Origin of the sequence: Carboxydothermus ferrireducens DSM 11255 (assembly GCF_000427565.1) — a bacterium.
Classification (GTDB): domain Bacteria; phylum Bacillota; class Z-2901; order Carboxydothermales; family Carboxydothermaceae; genus Carboxydothermus; species Carboxydothermus hydrogenoformans.
Map to the genome: position 1 here is coordinate 97,923 of NZ_ATYG01000004.1, position 17,625 is coordinate 115,547.

The window sequence follows — 17,625 nt, forward strand, 5'->3', positions numbered from 1 at the left end:
TTTTAAAACAATTTTAATTGTTCAAACTCCTCCACTTCCTGCTCTTTTTTCAAAGCAAAGTATAAATCCCGGACTTTTTGAAAATCTTCCCACGCCGGGCGTTTTTTCGTCGGATCCCGTAAAAGCGCTGCCGGGTGAAACGTCGGCATTATCTTTATCTCACCTTTTTCATGCCAGAGCCCGCGAATTTTGGTAATTCTAACATCCGGCCCAATCAACGCCTGAGCGGCAGTTGCCCCAAGGCAAACAATAATTTTAGGTTTAATTAACTCAATTTGCCGGTCTAAAAAAGTTCGGCAAGCAGCCACTTCTTCTCTGGTAGGAACCCGGTTATTGGGGGGACGACATTTTACCACATTGCCAATGTAAACTTCTTCCCGGGAAATCCCTGCGGCTTCTAAGATTTTATTTAAAAGTTCCCCGGCAGCCCCCACAAAAGGTCTGCCTTGCCGGTCTTCTTCAGCTCCGGGTCCTTCCCCCACTAACATTAATAGAGCTTTTTCATTTCCCTCCCCAAACACAACCCTTTGGGCATGGGCTCTAAGATTGCAGCGCTGACAGGCCAACGCCTCTTCTTTTAATGCTTTAAGTTCCTCCATTAATCCTCCCGCTCCAGTAATATACGATGGTCTACCAGCTCCAAACGCTTTATTTTTGCTTTAATAACTTTTCTCTGGCCAAAAATATTTTCCAGTAATAGTCCCTCTTCTGTCGGAATAAGCTTATCCACCCGTTCCAAAAAAAGCTCTTCCTTATCCCCATTTACGATAAAAGCACTGGCTTCACACATAAAAATCCCCCTTTTTTTAATCCTTACCTTTAATCACCGCAAGCGGTTTTAAAACCGCTACCACTTCGGCCAAACCGGCCCCCACCACCGCCTCGATTACCAGATCTATGTCCTTGTACGCCTGCGGCGCTTCATCCCGCACGTATTCCACTTTTTCATTTAAAATAACATCTCCTAATGCCTTTTTTACTTCGCTCACCGTCAAGTTCTTTAAAGAAGCTTTCCGGGACATACTGCGACCCGCTCCGTGGTTTAAAGAGTTAAAAGTTAAAGAAATATTTGAAGTGGCCCGCAGGACGTACGATTTGGTACCCATGCTTCCGGGAATTAATACCGGCTGACCTATTTCCCGAAATTGAGGTAAGTTTTCCCGGTGCCCGGCCGGTAAGGCTCTGGTAGCACCCTTGCGGTGGACTAAAACCTTGATCCCATCGTGGTACTCCTCTTTAGCAATATTATGGGCTAAATCATAAACTAAATCAAGCTTTCCGTCTCCGAGGTATGACTTAAACACCTGTCTTAAGTAATGGGTAATAAGCTGCCGGTTGGCATAAGCAAAATTTGCGGAAGCCAACATCGCCTGATAATACCTTTGCCCTTCCGGGGAAGAAAAGGGAACTGCCGCCAAACCTTTTACCGGTACACTGACATTGTATTTCGGTCCAGCTTTATACAAGATTTCGGTATAGTCGGTACAAACCTGGTGCCCAAGCCCGCGGCTACCGGTGTGAACCATCAAGCATAACATCCCCGGATATAACCCAAAACTTTTGGCAACCTCCCACCGCCTTACTTCCGCCACTACCTGCACCTCAATAAAGTGATTTCCTCCACCTAAAGTTCCAAGTCCCTCCGCACCCCTGGACAAAGCTGTCTCGGATAAAGCTTTGATCTCCGCTCCAGCCAAAACTCCGCCTTCTTCAATTTTATTAAGGTCTTCCGCAAAACCGTATCCCTCTTCTAACAAAGCCCGAGCTCCTTTTAATAAAACTTTGGGCAAAAGACTCCTTACTTCTTTTTCCCAATTTTTTTTGCCCACTCCTGCCGGCACGTATTTTTCAATGGCTTTTATTAATTCGGCAAGTCTTTCCCGGGAAATCTCTTCGGCTAAAAAAGGAGTTGTCAGTAAGCGCACCCCGCAGTTTATATCCATCCCCACCGCCCCGGCAGAAATTAAGCCCTCGGGCAGGACCGTAGCCATTACTCCACCAATAGGCAAACCAAAACCCTCATGTAAATCCGGCATCCCGTAAACCTCCCGGTAAACCCCCGGTAGCGATGCCGCATTTTGCAATTGCTTTAACGATTCATCCCGGTATAAAGCCGGTAAAAGCTTTTCGCTGGCAATTATTAATCCTTCCACCTGCATCTTGCCGGTTTTGGGTAACCGATAAAGGTAATCATTTAGTTTCTTTAACATACAAATTACCTCCAGATTTTAATTGTACCAGAGGCAAAAGAAAAACCCAACCTCTAAGAGTTGGGTAAATCCAATTGAAGCGGTTACCGAAAGTCCTGGCGGTCTTCAAAATATTTTTTAAATTTTATTTTTGCAATATTAATTCCAACTGTTGCTAACCTCCTTTTTATAAAAAAATGCTTTAACTCCAGAAGAGCGTTAAAGCGTTTTTTAACCTTTCCACCGTCCTTTGGTTTTTTGAAGTAATTTCCCGCCGGCGCTCTAACGGAATCCCGGAACTTCCTTCATCTAAAAAAGTTCTCGGTAAAAACACCCCGGCTTTACTCTCATATTTACGCCAGAAAGTGGCGGGAACATCATAGGGTAGAGAGCGCTCGGTCATCTCAGCCCAAACTATTGTCCAGGCCCGGGGCACCACCCGCCAGTAGTCGTATCCCCCGCCCCCGCCGGCAAGCCAGCGTCCCCCGCAGACTTCATGGGCTAATTCATGTAAGAGCTTGGCTGATTCCTGAAAAGCCAAAGTAGTATTGGCTAAATGGGTTAAAGGGTCAAAGCGGTGGGAATCACACCCGTGCTGGGTAACCAGGATGTCCGGTTCAAACTTCCTGATAAGCTCCGGAACAATTTCCTCCAAAGCCCATAGCCACGAATCATCTTCGGTATAAGGCTCTAAAGGAATATTAATTTTGGTGCCGTAAGCCGCTCCTTCCCCTAACTCGGTTATCGAACCGGTACCGGGGAAGAGATATCTTCCCGTTTCATGAATAGATATGGTTAAAACCCCCGGGTCACTATAAAAAAGCCACTGGACCCCATCTCCATGGTGGGCATCCAGGTCTACGTACGCCACTTTGAGTCCTTTTTCCCTGAACTTGGCTATGGCTACCGCTAAGTCATTATAAATGCAAAAACCCGACGCAGCATCCCGAAGGGCATGGTGTAGCCCTCCCGCTATATTGAAAACGTGGTCCGCTTCTCCTTCATAAATCAGTTCCGCACCCAGGGCTGAACCCCCAGCCACCAGCGCCGCTGCTTCGTGCATCCCGGAAAAAACCGGATTGTCTTCCGAACCCAGACCAAAGCGGCTGCCGTTCACGTTTTCCGGATTTTTACTTAAATTCATTACCGCTTCCACATAAGCCGGATCGTGTACCAAATACAGTTCTTTTAACGTAGCCGGACGGGGTGGGATTATTTCTTCCTCCTTTAAAACTTCAGCTATTTTCATCAATTCCACAGCTAAAGCATACCGCTGGGGATTCAAGGGGTGGTCTTCCGCTAAGCGGTAACTTAAATAGTCGTCGCTGTATATTAAATACGCCTTTCCGCTCATTTACTTATACCTCGCCAAAGGGGTTGATCAGTGTAAATCCTTTAGCCCGAATGCGGTCAATGATTGGTTTGGTGTTCATCGTTTCAACCCGCATCACAAGGGTTTTAAGACCATTTTCGGCTTTTGGAGCCAAAAACACGCTCACCACATTAATATTTAATTCCTTCATAATTTGGGCAACCTCGGCCAACATTCCCGGCCGGTCCGGAACCTGGACTTCAATCCGCGAACTTCTTTTATAAACCCCCATTAGCTCGGCAAAAGCCATGACAATATCGCCCTGGGTTATTATTCCTACCAGCTCATCATCTAAAAGTACCGGAAGACATCCTACCCGGTTTTCCAGCATCATTTTTGCTGCTTCTTCCACAGGATCCAGGGGATGAGCAGTAACAACCCTTTTTTGCATAATATCCCCCACTTTAATTTGCCAGCATTCCCCATTTTTTTCTCCTGTAAAAGGCGAAGGGCAGGCATATCTCAAATCCCGGTCCGAAACTATTCCCACTAACTTTCCATCATCTACCACCGGCAAGTGCCGGATGCGTTTTTCATGACCTTTAGCCATGGCCTCCCGGATGGTATCGGTACTTTTAACTGTAATTAGCTCCCGGGTCATAATGTCTTTAACTAACATTCCCGCCACCTCTTAATGTTATAAATTTTCTGTAAATTTTTCCTAAAAATTTTTAGGGAAAGTAAACCCTTTCCCTAAAACATTTTCTTCCCCGCATACCTTAATATTTCAAACTGCTCTATTTGCTCCGGAGTCAACTCCTTGCCAAAGCGCACCATCAACATATTAGCAGGATGGGAAGTAATTTCCGGGTCATCGGTATAAACCCTCTCCATCCCTGCGGCACTGGAAAACAGGTTTTCCAACATTTTTTGGTACGTCCAGATATCCATCCCTTTATTTTTTAAGTCCCAGTGCCAGTAATATTCGGTAGACATCACGATATATTTTTCCAAAACCGGATCGGAAAAAGCTTCGGTTAAAAGCTTACGCGCCAGTCCCGTTCCCCTTAGGTCCGGTGTTATCTCTATGGCTCCCATTTCCAGCAAGAAGGGTAGACGGGCTTTACCCCACCGGGTAAATTCATCGGGGGGATGAAAGGTAACATATCCGACAATTTTATTATCAAGCCTGGCAATCACCACCCATCCCTGGGGCTGGTTGGCAATATCGATTAATGCTTCTTTTTGCCGCCGGTAGGGACGGAAATTGGATAAGCCCGGGTCTATGTCAAGATTGGCTAACGTATCACCCTTTTCGTGTTTTTCAATAATTACCGTACCTAAGGGGGTATTAAATTCCGTCATGAAAATCCCACGCTCCCAACTTTTGTTTAAACTTATTATATCAAAGAGAAGGGTTATTATCTACAAAATTTATAACTTTTTAACTGCCCTTGAATCTGTTCCATATTTTAGTAAAAACCCCTGTACTTTTTTGAGTTAAATCGATATAAGGATCATAAGGCGAAGGAGCAGTCATGATTCCCACATCCACCGGGAAAAAAGATTTTTTTAAATATAAGGTTTCAATGCGGTGGCTGCCCCTGCGGGATACTTCCAAAGGTACCATTCCGTAGGCATAGGTAAGTTCCCGGAAAAGTTCTTCCGGCGAGTGAATATAAATTCCATTTACCGTTAAAATCACATCCCCCGTTCTGAGTCCCGCTGCATCGGCTATCGACCCGGCCCTGACCCCTAAAACCATTACCCCGATACCATTTTCGGGATTTACAAAAATAGGTTTACCTTCTTCAAGTTTTCTTCCCAGGTAAATTACCGCTTCATGCCCTAAAGGCATAAAAACTGCAGCAAGCCAGGTTAAAAAGCTAAGTTTCATAGCCAGCACCGCTAGAATAATTAAACTTACACTATATATCCCAAGATACAGGGAAGATAATCTACTTTTTTCCTCGGGGTAGCGGGTAAGCACCATATCACCGTAACCCAATCCCGCCACCACGGGAATCAAGGAATACATAAGATTCGGTGCAACTTCACTGCTTTTTATAAGCGGCCACCAGTCCGGCATCTGAATTCCGCCGGACACCCCCGGGACTTGGTTCACCACCACTAAAGCAGCCAGGGGTATTGGCCAAAACCGCTGCAAAACAAAGCCCCCGACAATTTGTCCTGTTTTTATTTTAAAATACTCCGGCTTTGCCCCCAAATGCCCTCCTATTAAAATTAAGACGCTTTCCACTAAATGCAGTACTCCCACTAAAGCTGCAATTTGCGCTACATTTACTTTGGGAAAGCCAAAAATTAAGTAGGCCAAGGAAACAACTCCACCGGCATAGGAAAAACACAAAAAGCGGGGATTTATAAGCATAAACAAAATAGCCAGAGGCCAAAGATAGCTAAGGCCTGCCTCATTTAAAGCAATCCCGAGAAACACCAAAACCAAACTTCCAGCCATTCCGCCAATTATGCCGTGGGCAGTAGCTTTTAAAGTATCGTAAATCACATCCATTGACAGGATAAATTTTCCCGAGATGCGGGAATACTGCAAAGCAATAATTAAAACTAACAGCCAGAATACCGGATTTTCCATTAAAGCTAAAAACACGGTATAAAGGGTATTACCAGCTAATTTCACCCAAATCATGAAAGCCCCTCGCTTATTTAATCTTTTCCGCTAATATTTCTTTGGCTTTTAAGAGCTGCCGGTCTTCCTTGCTTCCCGCCGGCTGTTTTACTACTACATCCGGCATGATGCCTTTTTTGTTGATGTCATGCTTCTTGGGAGTTAAGTAACGGGCTACGGTTAGCTTTAAACCGGCATTTCCCGGTAACCTGAAGATTGATTGCACCACACCCTTCCCGAAAGTTTTTTCCCCAACCAAAACCGCTACCCCCCAATCTTTCAGAGCACCGGCCACAATTTCCGAAGCACTGGCGCTGCCCCCGTTTACAAGAACCACCACCGGAATTCCTAACTCCGGCTCCTCTGCCTTTTCCTCTTCGTCCGGCTGATTCCGGTAATCCACATACACAATAGTTTTTCCCCGGGGAACAAAAATATCAGCAATCTCAACCGCAGCCTTAAGCTCTCCCCCGGGATTGTCCCGTAAATCAAAAATTAAGCCTTTCATCCCTTTTTTCTTTAAATCTCCGATTGCTTTTCGCACCGCTTGGGGTGAGTTTTCGGTAAACTGGGATAACATAATATAGCCTATCTTGTCATCTAACATTTTGCTTTCCACGGTGGGAATGGTAATATTTTCTCGAACCAACGTAAACATCCGGGTCTCTTTTTCACCGGGTCGCAATATTCCTACTTCCACCCGGGTTCCCACCGGACCTCGCATTAAACTAACCGCCGTGTCCAGGTCCATCCCTTTGGTATCCCTGCCGGAAATGTTTACAATGATATCCCCCGCCTTGATACCGGCCTTGGCGGCGGGAGTATCGGGAATGGGCTTTACCACCACAATATGATTTTCTTCCATCGTCACAATCAACCCTACACCGCCAAAAGTTCCGGTAATTTGCTCGTTTAAGTGTTTAAATTGTTCGGGATCAAGATAAGTCGAATACGGGTCGTCCAGGCCTTCGACCATACCTTTTATTGCACCGTTTATAAGTTTTTCGGTAGAAACCGGCTGATAATACTGGCTTTTAATTAAAGCAATTACCGTAAGTAAAGTCTCTATCTTATCCCCGCTCTTTTTCCAGAATAAACCGGCTAACGAAAATATCCCCCAGAGTAAGAAGACAACCACTACTAAAGCAATAATTTTTTTCCTGGACAATTACATGCACCTCACAACCGCTGCTTTAGTTTGTAAATGCATTAATAATATTATACTATCACTTTTCTCCAAGATATGCTACATACAAAGAAAAGACACGGGATAATCCGTGCCTTTTACAGGTACTGCATTGGATTTACATATTCACCGTTTACAAGAACTCCGAAGTGAAGGTGCGGACCGGAAGATAAACCGGTACTGCCCACATCACCAATATGTTCGCCTTTTTCCACCCGCTGGCCAACGGAAACCCTGATAGCGGAAAGATGGGCATACAACGTGGAAACACCGCCACCATGGTCTACAATTATAACCTTACCGTAACCCTTCATGGTTCCGGCATAAATCACTTCCCCCGTCTGGGCCGCTAAAACATCGGTACCCGTAGGTGCGGGGATGTCAATCCCCTGATGCATCCGGTTAACTTTTAAGATGGGATGAAACCGCATCCCAAAGCCCGAGGAAATATTGTAATACCCATCCACCGGCCACTTAAAGATACCGCTACCCATGGAAGGCCGGGACTTCTGCCGCTGCCGGACGATTTCCTGGATTAACTTTTGTTCTTCCTCTTCCAACCTTTCCACTTCCTGCTGGTAACGGGCTACATCATTTTTAGCAAGCTCGATTAACTGCACCTTTTCCTCCTGAGCAGCTAATAAACTTTTCTGGGCTTCTTCTTCTTTTTGTTTTAAGAGGGAAAGCTCATTTTTTTGGTGTAAAAGCTGATCTCTTAACTCTTCCAGTAGCTTCTTTTGCTTGGTAATATCGTTTAAAAGTTGAATATCCTGCTCAATTATCCGGCTCATAAATTCCAGGCGGTTTAAAAAGTCAAAAATATTTTCCGCTTGAAACAGGATTTCCAGGTAGGTAACCGTTCCGTTTTGGTAAAAATCTTTTAACCTTTTTTCAAATAGTTCGTTATTGGTTTTTAACAATTCTTCGGTTTTAGCCAGCTCTTCCTCGGTTGCCGTAATCTTTCGTTTTATTTCACTCAAATCCCGGGAAACAGCCAAAAGCTGTTGTTCGTGCTTTTCAACTTCCGCGTCCAACCGTGCAATTTCATCGGCATAATTTTTAATATCAAGTTTTCGTTCTTCAATTTTCTTTTTTGTCACGGCAATTTTTTGCCGGGTCTTTTTTAACTTGGTAGTTAAGCTTTCAGCGTAAGTAAGGGAAGTTGTAGATAATAGTAAAAAGGTTAAAACTACCGCCAGAATTTTTTTCTTCACCCTATCCCTCCTAAAATTTGAGGTATTTATTGAGGGAAAGAATGCTACCTAAAAGTCCAAGGATGCCACCACTTCCCACAAGAGCTGCAAAGGTTAAGGTTAACCACTGCTGGTCCCGAAACAGTACCAAAAAAGGTAATGCTTTACTTACCTTTAATAATAATGAGTAGTAACCTATAGCCACCAAAACTGCAGCAAATAAACTTCCGGTAAGCCCCAAAAAAGTACCTTCAATGATAAACGGCATCCGCACAAACCAGTTGGTAGCCCCAAGGATACGGGCAATTTCGATCTCTTTGCGCCGGGAAAAAATAGCCAGGCGAATGGTGGTCATGATTAACAATACTGCCCCGAATCCAAAAAGGGAAATAATTCCCAGTCCAAAAATTTTTAACATCGTGGTTACCTTTAAAAGCTTTTCCACAATCCCCTGGCCGTATTTTACTGTCTCAAACTCCGGAAAGGTGGCAAGTTTTTTCCCCACGATCGGCACATCCTCGGGCCGTTTGGTTTTAATCAAATACGCATCCGGCAGGGGATTTCGCTCCTCAATCCCTGCTAAAATATCAGCCCTATCGCCCAATTTTTCTTTTATTTTTCGTAGTCCCTCTTCTTTGGGAATAAACTTTACCGAGGCAACTCCTTCAATGGCTTTTATCTTATCTTCTAACGCGCGGGTATCTATCGAAACATCTCCCGTTTTTAAATAAGCGTAGATTTCTAACTGATTCTGGAGAGTATCGGCCAGATAGCCGGCGTTAATGATTAACAAAACCGCTACCCCTAAAATAAAAATGGTAATAAAAACCACCATCACCGAAGCAAGGCTTAAAAAACTGTTGCGAAAAATCGATTTAAATGCTTCTTTAAAGTAGTACGACAATAGGTTTAAACTCATCCAGCATAAGCCCCGCTTTCTTCGTCCCGTACTATTTTACCGTCCTTTAATGCTATAACCCGTTGCTTTAACGAATCAACGATAAAAGCATCATGGGTAGCAATAATCACCGTAGTTCCCGTATAATTTATCTCTTTTAGCAGATTGATAATTGCTAAAGAATTTTCCGGGTCCAAATTGCCCGTGGGCTCATCGGCTAAAAGCAGGACGGGGTTATTAACAATGGCCCGGGCAATCGCCACCCTTTGCGCTTCTCCTCCGGAAAGCTCTGCCGGAAAACGGTCCGCTTTTTTGGCCATCCCCACCCGTTCCAGGGCATACAGCGAACGCTCCTTAATTTGCTTTCCCGAAAGTCCGCAAATTTCTAAAGCAAACGCTACGTTTTCAAAAGCAGTTTTATTGGGTAAAAGGCGAAAGTCCTGGAAAACCATACCAATCTTCCGCCGGTATAAGGGTATTTCCCGGCCCCGTAAACGCACGATGTTTTTCCCGTTGACTAAAATTTGTCCGTGGGTCGGAAGCTCTTCCCGGGTGATAAGTTTTAACAAGGTGGATTTACCAGCACCACTGTTTCCCACTAAAAAAACAAATTCACCTTTGTTTACTTTAAAACTAACATCGCTTAACGCTTTAATGCTTCCGGGATAGATTTTTGTTACATTAAAAAGCTGCAGCATCTTATCCCCCGCTTTCATCCTTTTTTTATTCGACAAAGTTATGGCTTTTTCCTTGTTTTTAAGCAAAAAAATTAAAGGACGGTTCGTGAGCGTAAAATGAATGTTCTCAGAACCGTCCCCGGAGTTACCTTTTTAAGGTTAACGCTTTTTGCACCGCCGCTACAATGTCCCCGGCGGTTAAGCCGTATTTTTCCAAAAGCGCTTGCGGAGTTCCCGACTCCCCAAACACATCATTAACTCCTACTTTTACCACCGGTACCGGATACTCCTCGCTTAAAACCTCCGCCACCGCACTGCCAAGTCCGCCAATAACCGAATGTTCCTCCGCCGTTACCATCGCTCCCGTTAACCGGGCGCTTTCCACCAAAAGCTCCCGGTCTATGGGCTTAAGGCTTGCCATGTCCACAACCCTTGCCGCGATGCCTTCTGCCTCTAACATCTTAGCTGCCTCTAACGCTTTGGCCGTCATAATTCCGAGAGCAACTATAGTTACATCTTTACCTTCTTTAAGCACCGTACCCCGCCCCGGTTCAAACCGAATATCTGGCGAAAACACCTCCGGCACCCCGGAACGGCCAAGACGGATGTAAACCGGACCCTCTATTTCCGCTGCTTTTTTTACAATAGCACGGGTCTGGGCGGCATCGGCGGGTACAAATACCTGCATATTGGGTAAAACCCGCATCAAAGCCAGATCTTCTATTGCCTGGTGGGAAGCTCCGTCTTCCCCCACCGTTAAACCCGCATGGGTAGCAGCAATTTTCACATTGAGCTTCGGGTAACAGATACTGTTTCGAATTATTTCAAACGCTCTGCCCGCCGCAAACACCGCAAAGGTACTGGCAAAGGGTATTTTCCCCACCGTAGAAAGACCGGCAGCAACCCCCATTAAATTTTGCTCAGCAATGCCCATGTTAAAAAATCTCTCGGGAAAAGCTTTGGCAAAATCGGAGGTTTTCGTGGACTTGGATAAGTCCGCATCTAAAACAACGATTTTCGGGTTTTCCTGCCCCAATTCAACCAGGGCCTTTCCGTATGCTTCCCTTGTGGCTATTCCTCCCACAGCTTTTCCCTCCCCGCTTGAAGTTCAGAAAGAGCCTCTGCTACCTGCTCCGGTTTGGGAGCAGATCCGTGCCACTCGACCCGGTTTTCCATGAAGGAAACTCCTTTACCTTTAACGGTCTTGGCGATAATGATGGTTGGCCCTTCCAAGTGCAGGCGGGCAGCATCGATGGCATTTATTATTTCCGGAATATTATGGCCGTCAATGGTAATAACTTTAAAACCAAAGCTTCGCCATTTATCCGCAACCGGTTCAGGATTCATCACTTCCTGCACCGGCCCGTCTATCTGCAGACCGTTGTAATCCAAAATTGCCGTAAGATTATTTAATTTATAATGGGCTGCGGCCATGGCCGCTTCCCAGACTATCCCTTCCTGAATTTCCCCATCTCCCAGCAGCACGTAAACCCGGGCCGGGCTGCGGTCAAGCTTTAACCCTAAAGCCATCCCCACCGCGGTGGAAAACCCCTGGCCCAGGGAACCGGTGGACATTTCCACCCCGGGAACTTTTTTCATATCCGGGTGCCCCTGCAGGGGAGAATTAATTTTGCGAAATTGGGAAAGCCAATCTTTTGGAAAAAAACCCCGTTCCGCCAGAGCTGCGTATAAAACCGGGGAAGCATGTCCCTTGCTCAAAACGAAGCGGTCCCGGTCCTGCCATTTGGGATTGGCCGGATCAATCCGCATCTCCTTAAAAAACAGCACCGCTAAAATATCCGCAGCCGAAAGGGAGCCGCCGGGATGGCCCGAATTGGCCTCTCCCACCATCTTTACAACATGCTGGCGAAGTTGATTGGCTATTAACTTTAAATTTAAAATTTCTTCCTGCACTAATTTCCCTCCTTAACCATCGGTTTAAAGCCTTCCCCCAAAACCTCATGGACGTTAGTGACTATCACAAAAGCTTTGGGATCAATCTGGTAAACTATTTCCTTCAAACGGGAAACTTCCGAACGGTTAACCACTGCCAGCAACACATCTTTTTCCTTCCGGGAATAAATTCCTTCGCCTTTTAAGCAGGTACCACCCCGGTCAAGCTCGGTAATAATTTTTTCGGAAATTAAATCGTTTTTGTCGCTAATGATGAAAAACGCCCGGGCATAGCCCATTCCTTCCTGGACCAGGTCAATTAACAAGCTCGTCACCACGATGGTAATTAAAGCATATAAAGCCTGTTCCGGGTTGAAAACTATCCCGGAGACAAAAACCACCAGTCCGTCAATAAACAACAGGGCCATACCGACGTTTGTTTTGGTAAACCGGCGTAAAATCGCCGCCGCTAAATCGGTACCACCGGTACTTCCTTTAAATTTAAAGACAATGCCCAGCCCTATTCCCGATAAAACACCACCGTAAAGGCAGGCCAAAAAAGGATCTTTGGTTAAAGCTTTTAAATACGGAGCCAAAAAGTCCACCAGCAGGGACAGCACCAGCATACCGTAAAGGGAGCGGACCCCAAATTTTAACCCCAGCTCTTTAAAACCCATTAAAAAAAGGGGAACGTTTAAAGCAATCATTACCGCACCTACCGGCAGCCCAAAAAGGTAGTGTATAATGGTAGCAATTCCGCTTACGCCTCCAGCAGCTATTTTATTGGGAATTAAAAACCAGTCCAGGGCTAAAGCAATCAGTGCCGAGCCCACAAAAATCCAGAAATAATCGATTACCGCTCGCACTCTGTCGCTAAGCTTCATTGGTTTCCTCCCTGTGTTACCAGCATTTTCAGATAAGCTTCGATAAAAATGTCAATTTCGCCATCCATGACCCCCTGGACATCCCCTACTTCAACGCCGGTGCGGTGGTCTTTAACCAGGCTATAGGGATGAAAAACGTAAGTTCTTATCTGACTGCCCCAGGCAATTTCCTTTTGCTCCCCCCGGAGTTTGGCCATTTCTTCTTCCTTTTTCTTCATTTCCAGATCCAAAAGCTTGGCTTTTAATAGTTTTTCCGCTAACGCCCGGTTCATTAACTGGGAGCGCTCGTTCTGGCAAACCACCGTTATGCCCGTAGGCAGGTGGGTAATCCGCACCGCCGATTCGGTTTTATTGACATGCTGTCCCCCGGCTCCTCCCGAACGAAATGTTTCTATTTTTAACTCTTCTTCCTTTAATTCAATTTCCGGAATATCTTCCGCTACCTCCGGCAGGACATCCACCGAAGCAAAGGAAGTATGTCGCCGGCCGGAAAAATCAAAGGGAGAAATCCGAATTAAGCGGTGCACTCCCCGCTCGGCTTTCAAATAACCGTAAGCGCCAAACCCTTCCACGCTAAAAGTAACACTTTTTAAGCCCGCCTCTTCCCCTAAAAGCCGGTCGATTAGTTCCACTTTATACCCTTTATCTTCGGCCCAGCGGGTATACATCCGGTAAAGCATTTCCACCCAGTCCTGGGCCTCCGTACCTCCCGCTCCCGCATGGAGGGAAACTATTGCCGAATTTTTATCATATGGCCCCGATAGCAAAAGCTCGATTTCCATCCGGTGGAGTTTTTCCATTAATTTTTTGGCTTTGTCCTGAGCCTCAACGGCTAACTCCTCATTTTCTTCCTCTTCCAAAAGTTGCAATAAAACGGTAAGCTCTTCCTGCGCTTTTAAAAGTTCTTCATATTTTTCAATGTCATCTTTGAGGCGGTTTAATTCTTTTAGAGTTTTCTGGGCTTCTGTGTAATTATCCCAGAAGTCAGGCTCGTAGGTTTTGGCCGTAAGTTTTTCCACCAGTTCCTTTTTTCCGGGAATGTCAAAGAGAAACCCTCATTTCCTCAATCTTGGGGGAAATCTCCGCCAAACTTCTTTTCAGCTCAATTAACATAGCTAACCACTTCCTTTACCCGTTTCTGCCACAGCACTTCTTGTATTTCTTACCGCTACCGCAGGGACAGGGATCATTGCGGCCAATTTTTTGCTCCCGGCGGTAGGGTTTTTTCGGCCCTTCTTCCTGATAACGGTTTTCCACCACCCGCCGAACCCTCCTGGTTTCCGGCTGCCGGACCACGGAAAGCCGCATTAAATAACGCACCACATCTTCCTGAATGGCAGCAATCATGTTGTTGAACATTTCAACGCTTTCGATTTTGTATTCCACCAGCGGGTCTTTTTGCCCGTAAGCTCTAAGCCCTATACCTTCACGCAGCTGGTCCATAGCATCCAGGTGGTCCATCCACTTCTCATCCACTACCCGCAAGATAACGTACCGTTCTAACTCCCGGAGCTGCTCACCGCCAAGCTCTTCTTCCCGCTTTTTGTAGTATTCTTTGGCTTTTTCCACCAAAAACTCCACCAAAGCTTTCTTGCCGGTATCGGCTAAATCTTCGGGAGTTAACTGGTGGTTGGGCAAAAAGACATTATGAGCGTACTCCAATAATCCCTTTAAATCCCATTCTTCCGGGTGAACGCCATCGGGGCAGTAAGTATCGACTGCCCGCTCCACCACCGCTTCTATCATCTGGTGGACAAAGGTCAGGACATCTTCCCCAAAAAGCACCCGCCGGCGCTGGCTGTAAATAAGCTCCCGCTGCTGGTTCATAACGTTATCGTATTCTAAAACGTGTTTTCTAATTTCAAAGTTCCGGTTTTCAACCCGTTTTTGCGCCGTCTCAATGGACCTGGTAATAAGCGGATGTTCAATTGGGGTATCTTCATCCAACCCCAGGCGATCCATAAGCCCGGCAATGTTATCGGAGCCAAAAAGGCGCATCAGGTCATCTTCAAGGGAAATGAAAAATTGCGACGAACCCGGGTCTCCCTGCCGCCCGGCCCGTCCCCGGAGCTGGTTATCAATCCGGCGGGACTCGTGCCGTTCGGTACCGATGATGTGGAGACCCCCTAACTCCACCACTTTTTTGTGCTCTTCATCGGTTATTTTTTTGTATTTGGCCAAAAGTTCCCGGTACAGTTCCGGGTCATCTTCCGGAGTTTTTCCCATTTTTCTCAATTCCTGGAGGGCCAAAAATTCCGGGTTACCTCCCAGTAAAATATCGGTACCCCGACCGGCCATGTTGGTAGCAATGGTCACGGCCCCAAGCCTTCCCGCCTGGGCTACAATTTCCGCTTCTTTTTCGTGGTATTTGGCGTTTAAGACTTGATGGGGAATTCCCCGTTTTTTCAGCATTTCGCTTAACATTTCGGATTTTTCAATGGAAATGGTACCAATCAAGATCGGCTGGCCGGTCTGGTGCCGCCGCGCCACTTCCTCCACAATTGCCTTAAACTTGGCCTTTTCGGTTTTAAAAATTACATCGGGCAAATCCTTACGAATCATCGGCTTATGGGTTGGAATTACCACTACCGACAGGTTATAAATCTTGCGAAACTCGTTTTCTTCCGTTTCCGCCGTACCGGTCATCCCGGCTAATTTTTCGTACATCCGGAAATAATTCTGGAAAGTAATGGTTGCCAGGGTCTGGGTCTCCTGCTCAATTTTGACCCCTTCCTTGGCTTCTATAGCCTGGTGCAATCCATCGGAATACCGGCGGCCGAACATAAGGCGTCCGGTAAATTCGTCCACGATAATTACCTGACCGTCTTTGACTACATAATCCCGGTCCCGCTTCATTAAAGCTTGCGCTTTTAAAGCCGCATTTAAATGGTGGGTTAACTCCATGTGTTCATCAGCATACAGGTTCTGAATACCAAGCATTTTTTCAACTTTATGAATCCCCGCTTCGGTAGGCATAACCGCATGCGCTTTCTCGTCAACGGTGTAATCTTCCCCGGGCACTAATTGCTTTACAATTTTGGCAAAGGTGTAGTAGAGGTCGGTGGACTTTTCCGCTTCCCCGGAAATAATCAGCGGGGTTCTGGCCTCATCGATTAAAATGCTGTCCACTTCGTCAATAATAGCATAATAAAGCTCCCGCTGCACCACCTGGTCCGGATGGATAGCCATGTTATCCCTGAGATAATCAAATCCAAACTCGTTGTTGGTACCGTAAGTAATATCCGCCAGATAGGCCGCTTTTTTTTCGGCATAATCCATGCCGTGGACCACCAGACCCACCGAAAGACCCAGAAACTTGTAAATTTTTCCCATCCATTCCGCATCACGCCGGGCCAGGTAGTCGTTTACCGTTACGATATGCACACCGCGACCGGTAAGGGCATTGAGATATGCCGGCAGGGTAGCGACTAAAGTTTTACCTTCCCCGGTTTTCATCTCGGCAATCTTACCTTCGTGAAGTACAATGCCCCCCATCAATTGCACATCAAAATGCCGCATCCCCAGAACCCGGCGGGAAGCTTCCCTGACCACCGCAAAAGCTTCCGGTAAAAGTTCGTCCAAACTTTCACCGCGGGCTATACGTTCTTTAAACTCCCCGGTTTTAGCCCTCAGTTCTTCGTCGGAAAGCTTTTGCATTTGGGGTTCGAGACTATTTATCTCTTCCACCCGGGCCGTAAGCCTCTTAATCTCCCGGGCATTGTCGTCCAGTAAATTCTTTAAAAACTTCAGCATATTTTCACCTCTTTGCACAAATAAAGGAACCGTTACGGTTCCCTGATAACTCTTCTTTTCATTTTACCACTTTCAACTATCTACCGCAAATCTTTTCTTCAGCGAAATACGGTAAGCTTGTAGTTTTTATTTTTTTGGTAGCGCATCCCTTTAAACACCAGCCAAAAAACTCCGACGGTAATAAAAATATCCCCAAAGCTAATAATGGGCTTCCCGTAAGAAAAGGTTATGGGATAAAACCAGAGATAAATATTATCGGCCAAAAAAACAAGTCGGGTATGTTCATCAATTAACGTATGGGTCCCCAAAATCCCCTGCTTCATCATCGCTATCCATTCGGGAGAAATGGTCCGCGGATCCGCCGGCATGTAACCGCCATTGGCGGCAATCACTAAGAAATTCAAAAAAATCCCCAGGCCGATTAACCCCATTCCCGGAAGTTTGATGTTTTTATAAATCCCATAAAAAAGCAGGAGGTAGGAAAAAAGATGGAGATACCTGCCGTAGGCCCGGATAAAGGGGTGGGCCATCTGGTAATCAATAAGAAACTGGATTAAAAAAGCTAAGATAAAAGAAAAAAGCGCCGTAAATTCCAATTCGGCTAAGTTTTTCAGCCGGCCTTTAAAAAGATAAGCGAGAATAAGCGCTAAAATCAGTGCTTCTAAATAAATAATTACTCCTGGTCATCCAAACTGTGCAAAACTGCATCAGTTTAGAAGGTTGGGGTACTTGTTGTCCGCCCTTTCAGACTGTCCCAGCCCCAACTGGCGGTATTTGGGACAGCCATAGCCCCTGCCCCAAGAAGCAGGAACTTACCGTAGCTTTCAGCCACCTTCTCCCATACCGCTTACGAGTATCCTCTTCAGCGGTGACAGGTCACGATATAATGGCTTGTCAAGGAGAGCTCCCGTCAGGAGGGCTACCCGCAAAACTTGCCACGGTTTGTACGGTATGGTTTTCCCCTTTACCGCAGTACCTTCATTCCTTCCTTCGGTT

General features: G+C 45.9%; 17 protein-coding genes. All 17 read right to left on the reverse strand.

The window, feature by feature from the left end:
• Window positions 1–2: 2 nt before the first annotated feature.
• The 17 genes from CARFE_RS0103440 to CARFE_RS0103520 all read right to left on the reverse strand — a co-directional run bounded on the left by CARFE_RS0103440 (window position 3) and on the right by CARFE_RS0103520 (window position 17,225).
• On the reverse strand, window positions 3–599 hold the full coding sequence (locus CARFE_RS0103440; RefSeq protein ID WP_028051750.1) for a uracil-DNA glycosylase: 597 nt from the start codon (window positions 597–599) through the stop codon (window positions 3–5).
• Window positions 599–790, reverse strand: coding sequence for a CooT family nickel-binding protein (locus CARFE_RS0103445; protein WP_011343126.1), 192 nt, complete (start codon window positions 788–790; stop codon window positions 599–601). Before CARFE_RS0103445 ends, CARFE_RS0103440 begins: the two co-directional genes overlap by 1 nt.
• A gap of 16 nt (window positions 791–806) precedes the next feature.
• The gene (locus CARFE_RS0103450) at window positions 807–2,210 is read right to left on the reverse strand and encodes an RtcB family protein (protein WP_028051751.1); all 1,404 of its coding nucleotides are present in this window, start codon (window positions 2,208–2,210) and stop codon (window positions 807–809) included.
• A 181-nt stretch (window positions 2,211–2,391) separates the two neighbouring features.
• Window positions 2,392–3,543, reverse strand: coding sequence for an acetoin utilization protein AcuC (locus CARFE_RS0103455; protein ID WP_028051752.1), 1,152 nt, complete (start codon window positions 3,541–3,543; stop codon window positions 2,392–2,394).
• 4 nt (window positions 3,544–3,547) lie between these two features.
• A complete protein-coding gene (locus tag CARFE_RS0103460; protein ID WP_028051753.1) occupies window positions 3,548–4,180 on the reverse strand; it encodes an acetoin utilization AcuB family protein in 633 nt (210 codons plus the stop codon).
• A gap of 74 nt (window positions 4,181–4,254) precedes the next feature.
• Entirely contained in the window at window positions 4,255–4,866 is a 612-nt protein-coding gene (locus CARFE_RS0103465; RefSeq protein WP_011343120.1) for a GNAT family N-acetyltransferase, read from the reverse strand.
• Between the two features lie 79 nt (window positions 4,867–4,945).
• Window positions 4,946–6,166: a PDZ domain-containing protein gene (locus CARFE_RS14135; RefSeq protein WP_011343119.1), complete on the reverse strand. Its 1,221-nt coding sequence runs from the start codon at window positions 6,164–6,166 to the stop codon at window positions 4,946–4,948.
• 13 nt (window positions 6,167–6,179) lie between these two features.
• Window positions 6,180–7,313 (reverse strand): S41 family peptidase, encoded by a 1,134-nt coding sequence (locus tag CARFE_RS0103475; protein ID WP_028051754.1) that lies wholly within the window; start codon window positions 7,311–7,313, stop codon window positions 6,180–6,182.
• A 116-nt stretch (window positions 7,314–7,429) separates the two neighbouring features.
• Window positions 7,430–8,545: a murein hydrolase activator EnvC family protein gene (locus CARFE_RS0103480; RefSeq protein ID WP_028051755.1), complete on the reverse strand. Its 1,116-nt coding sequence runs from the start codon at window positions 8,543–8,545 to the stop codon at window positions 7,430–7,432.
• A 10-nt stretch (window positions 8,546–8,555) separates the two neighbouring features.
• Window positions 8,556–9,443 (reverse strand): permease-like cell division protein FtsX, encoded by an 888-nt coding sequence (gene ftsX, locus CARFE_RS0103485; protein ID WP_011343116.1) that lies wholly within the window; start codon window positions 9,441–9,443, stop codon window positions 8,556–8,558.
• Window positions 9,440–10,120 carry a cell division ATP-binding protein FtsE gene (gene ftsE / locus CARFE_RS0103490; RefSeq protein WP_011343115.1) on the reverse strand — a complete coding sequence of 227 codons (681 nt, stop codon included), beginning with the start codon at window positions 10,118–10,120 and terminating at the stop codon, window positions 9,440–9,442. The genes ftsX and ftsE overlap by 4 nt, the downstream gene beginning before the upstream one ends.
• 124 nt (window positions 10,121–10,244) lie before the next feature.
• On the reverse strand, window positions 10,245–11,183 hold the full coding sequence (locus CARFE_RS0103495; RefSeq protein ID WP_034541535.1) for a transketolase family protein: 939 nt from the start codon (window positions 11,181–11,183) through the stop codon (window positions 10,245–10,247).
• Window positions 11,171–12,013, reverse strand: coding sequence for a transketolase (locus CARFE_RS0103500; protein WP_028051757.1), 843 nt, complete (start codon window positions 12,011–12,013; stop codon window positions 11,171–11,173). The genes CARFE_RS0103495 and CARFE_RS0103500 overlap by 13 nt, the downstream gene beginning before the upstream one ends.
• Window positions 12,013–12,876: a YitT family protein gene (locus tag CARFE_RS0103505; RefSeq protein WP_011343112.1), complete on the reverse strand. Its 864-nt coding sequence runs from the start codon at window positions 12,874–12,876 to the stop codon at window positions 12,013–12,015. The genes CARFE_RS0103500 and CARFE_RS0103505 overlap by 1 nt, the downstream gene beginning before the upstream one ends.
• A protein-coding gene (gene prfB / locus CARFE_RS14140) for a peptide chain release factor 2 (protein ID WP_011343111.1) occupies window positions 12,873–13,989 on the reverse strand; the annotation gives its coding sequence in 2 pieces (ribosomal slippage) (window positions 12,873–13,919 and window positions 13,921–13,989; 1,116 coding nt in all). The genes CARFE_RS0103505 and prfB overlap by 4 nt, the downstream gene beginning before the upstream one ends.
• Before the next feature lie 15 nt (window positions 13,990–14,004).
• Window positions 14,005–16,629 carry a preprotein translocase subunit SecA gene (gene secA, locus CARFE_RS0103515; protein WP_011343110.1) on the reverse strand — a complete coding sequence of 875 codons (2,625 nt, stop codon included), beginning with the start codon at window positions 16,627–16,629 and terminating at the stop codon, window positions 14,005–14,007.
• Between the two features lie 98 nt (window positions 16,630–16,727).
• Window positions 16,728–17,225: a DUF5317 domain-containing protein gene (locus tag CARFE_RS0103520; RefSeq protein ID WP_028051758.1), complete on the reverse strand. Its 498-nt coding sequence runs from the start codon at window positions 17,223–17,225 to the stop codon at window positions 16,728–16,730.
• Window positions 17,226–17,625: the final 400 nt, after the last annotated feature.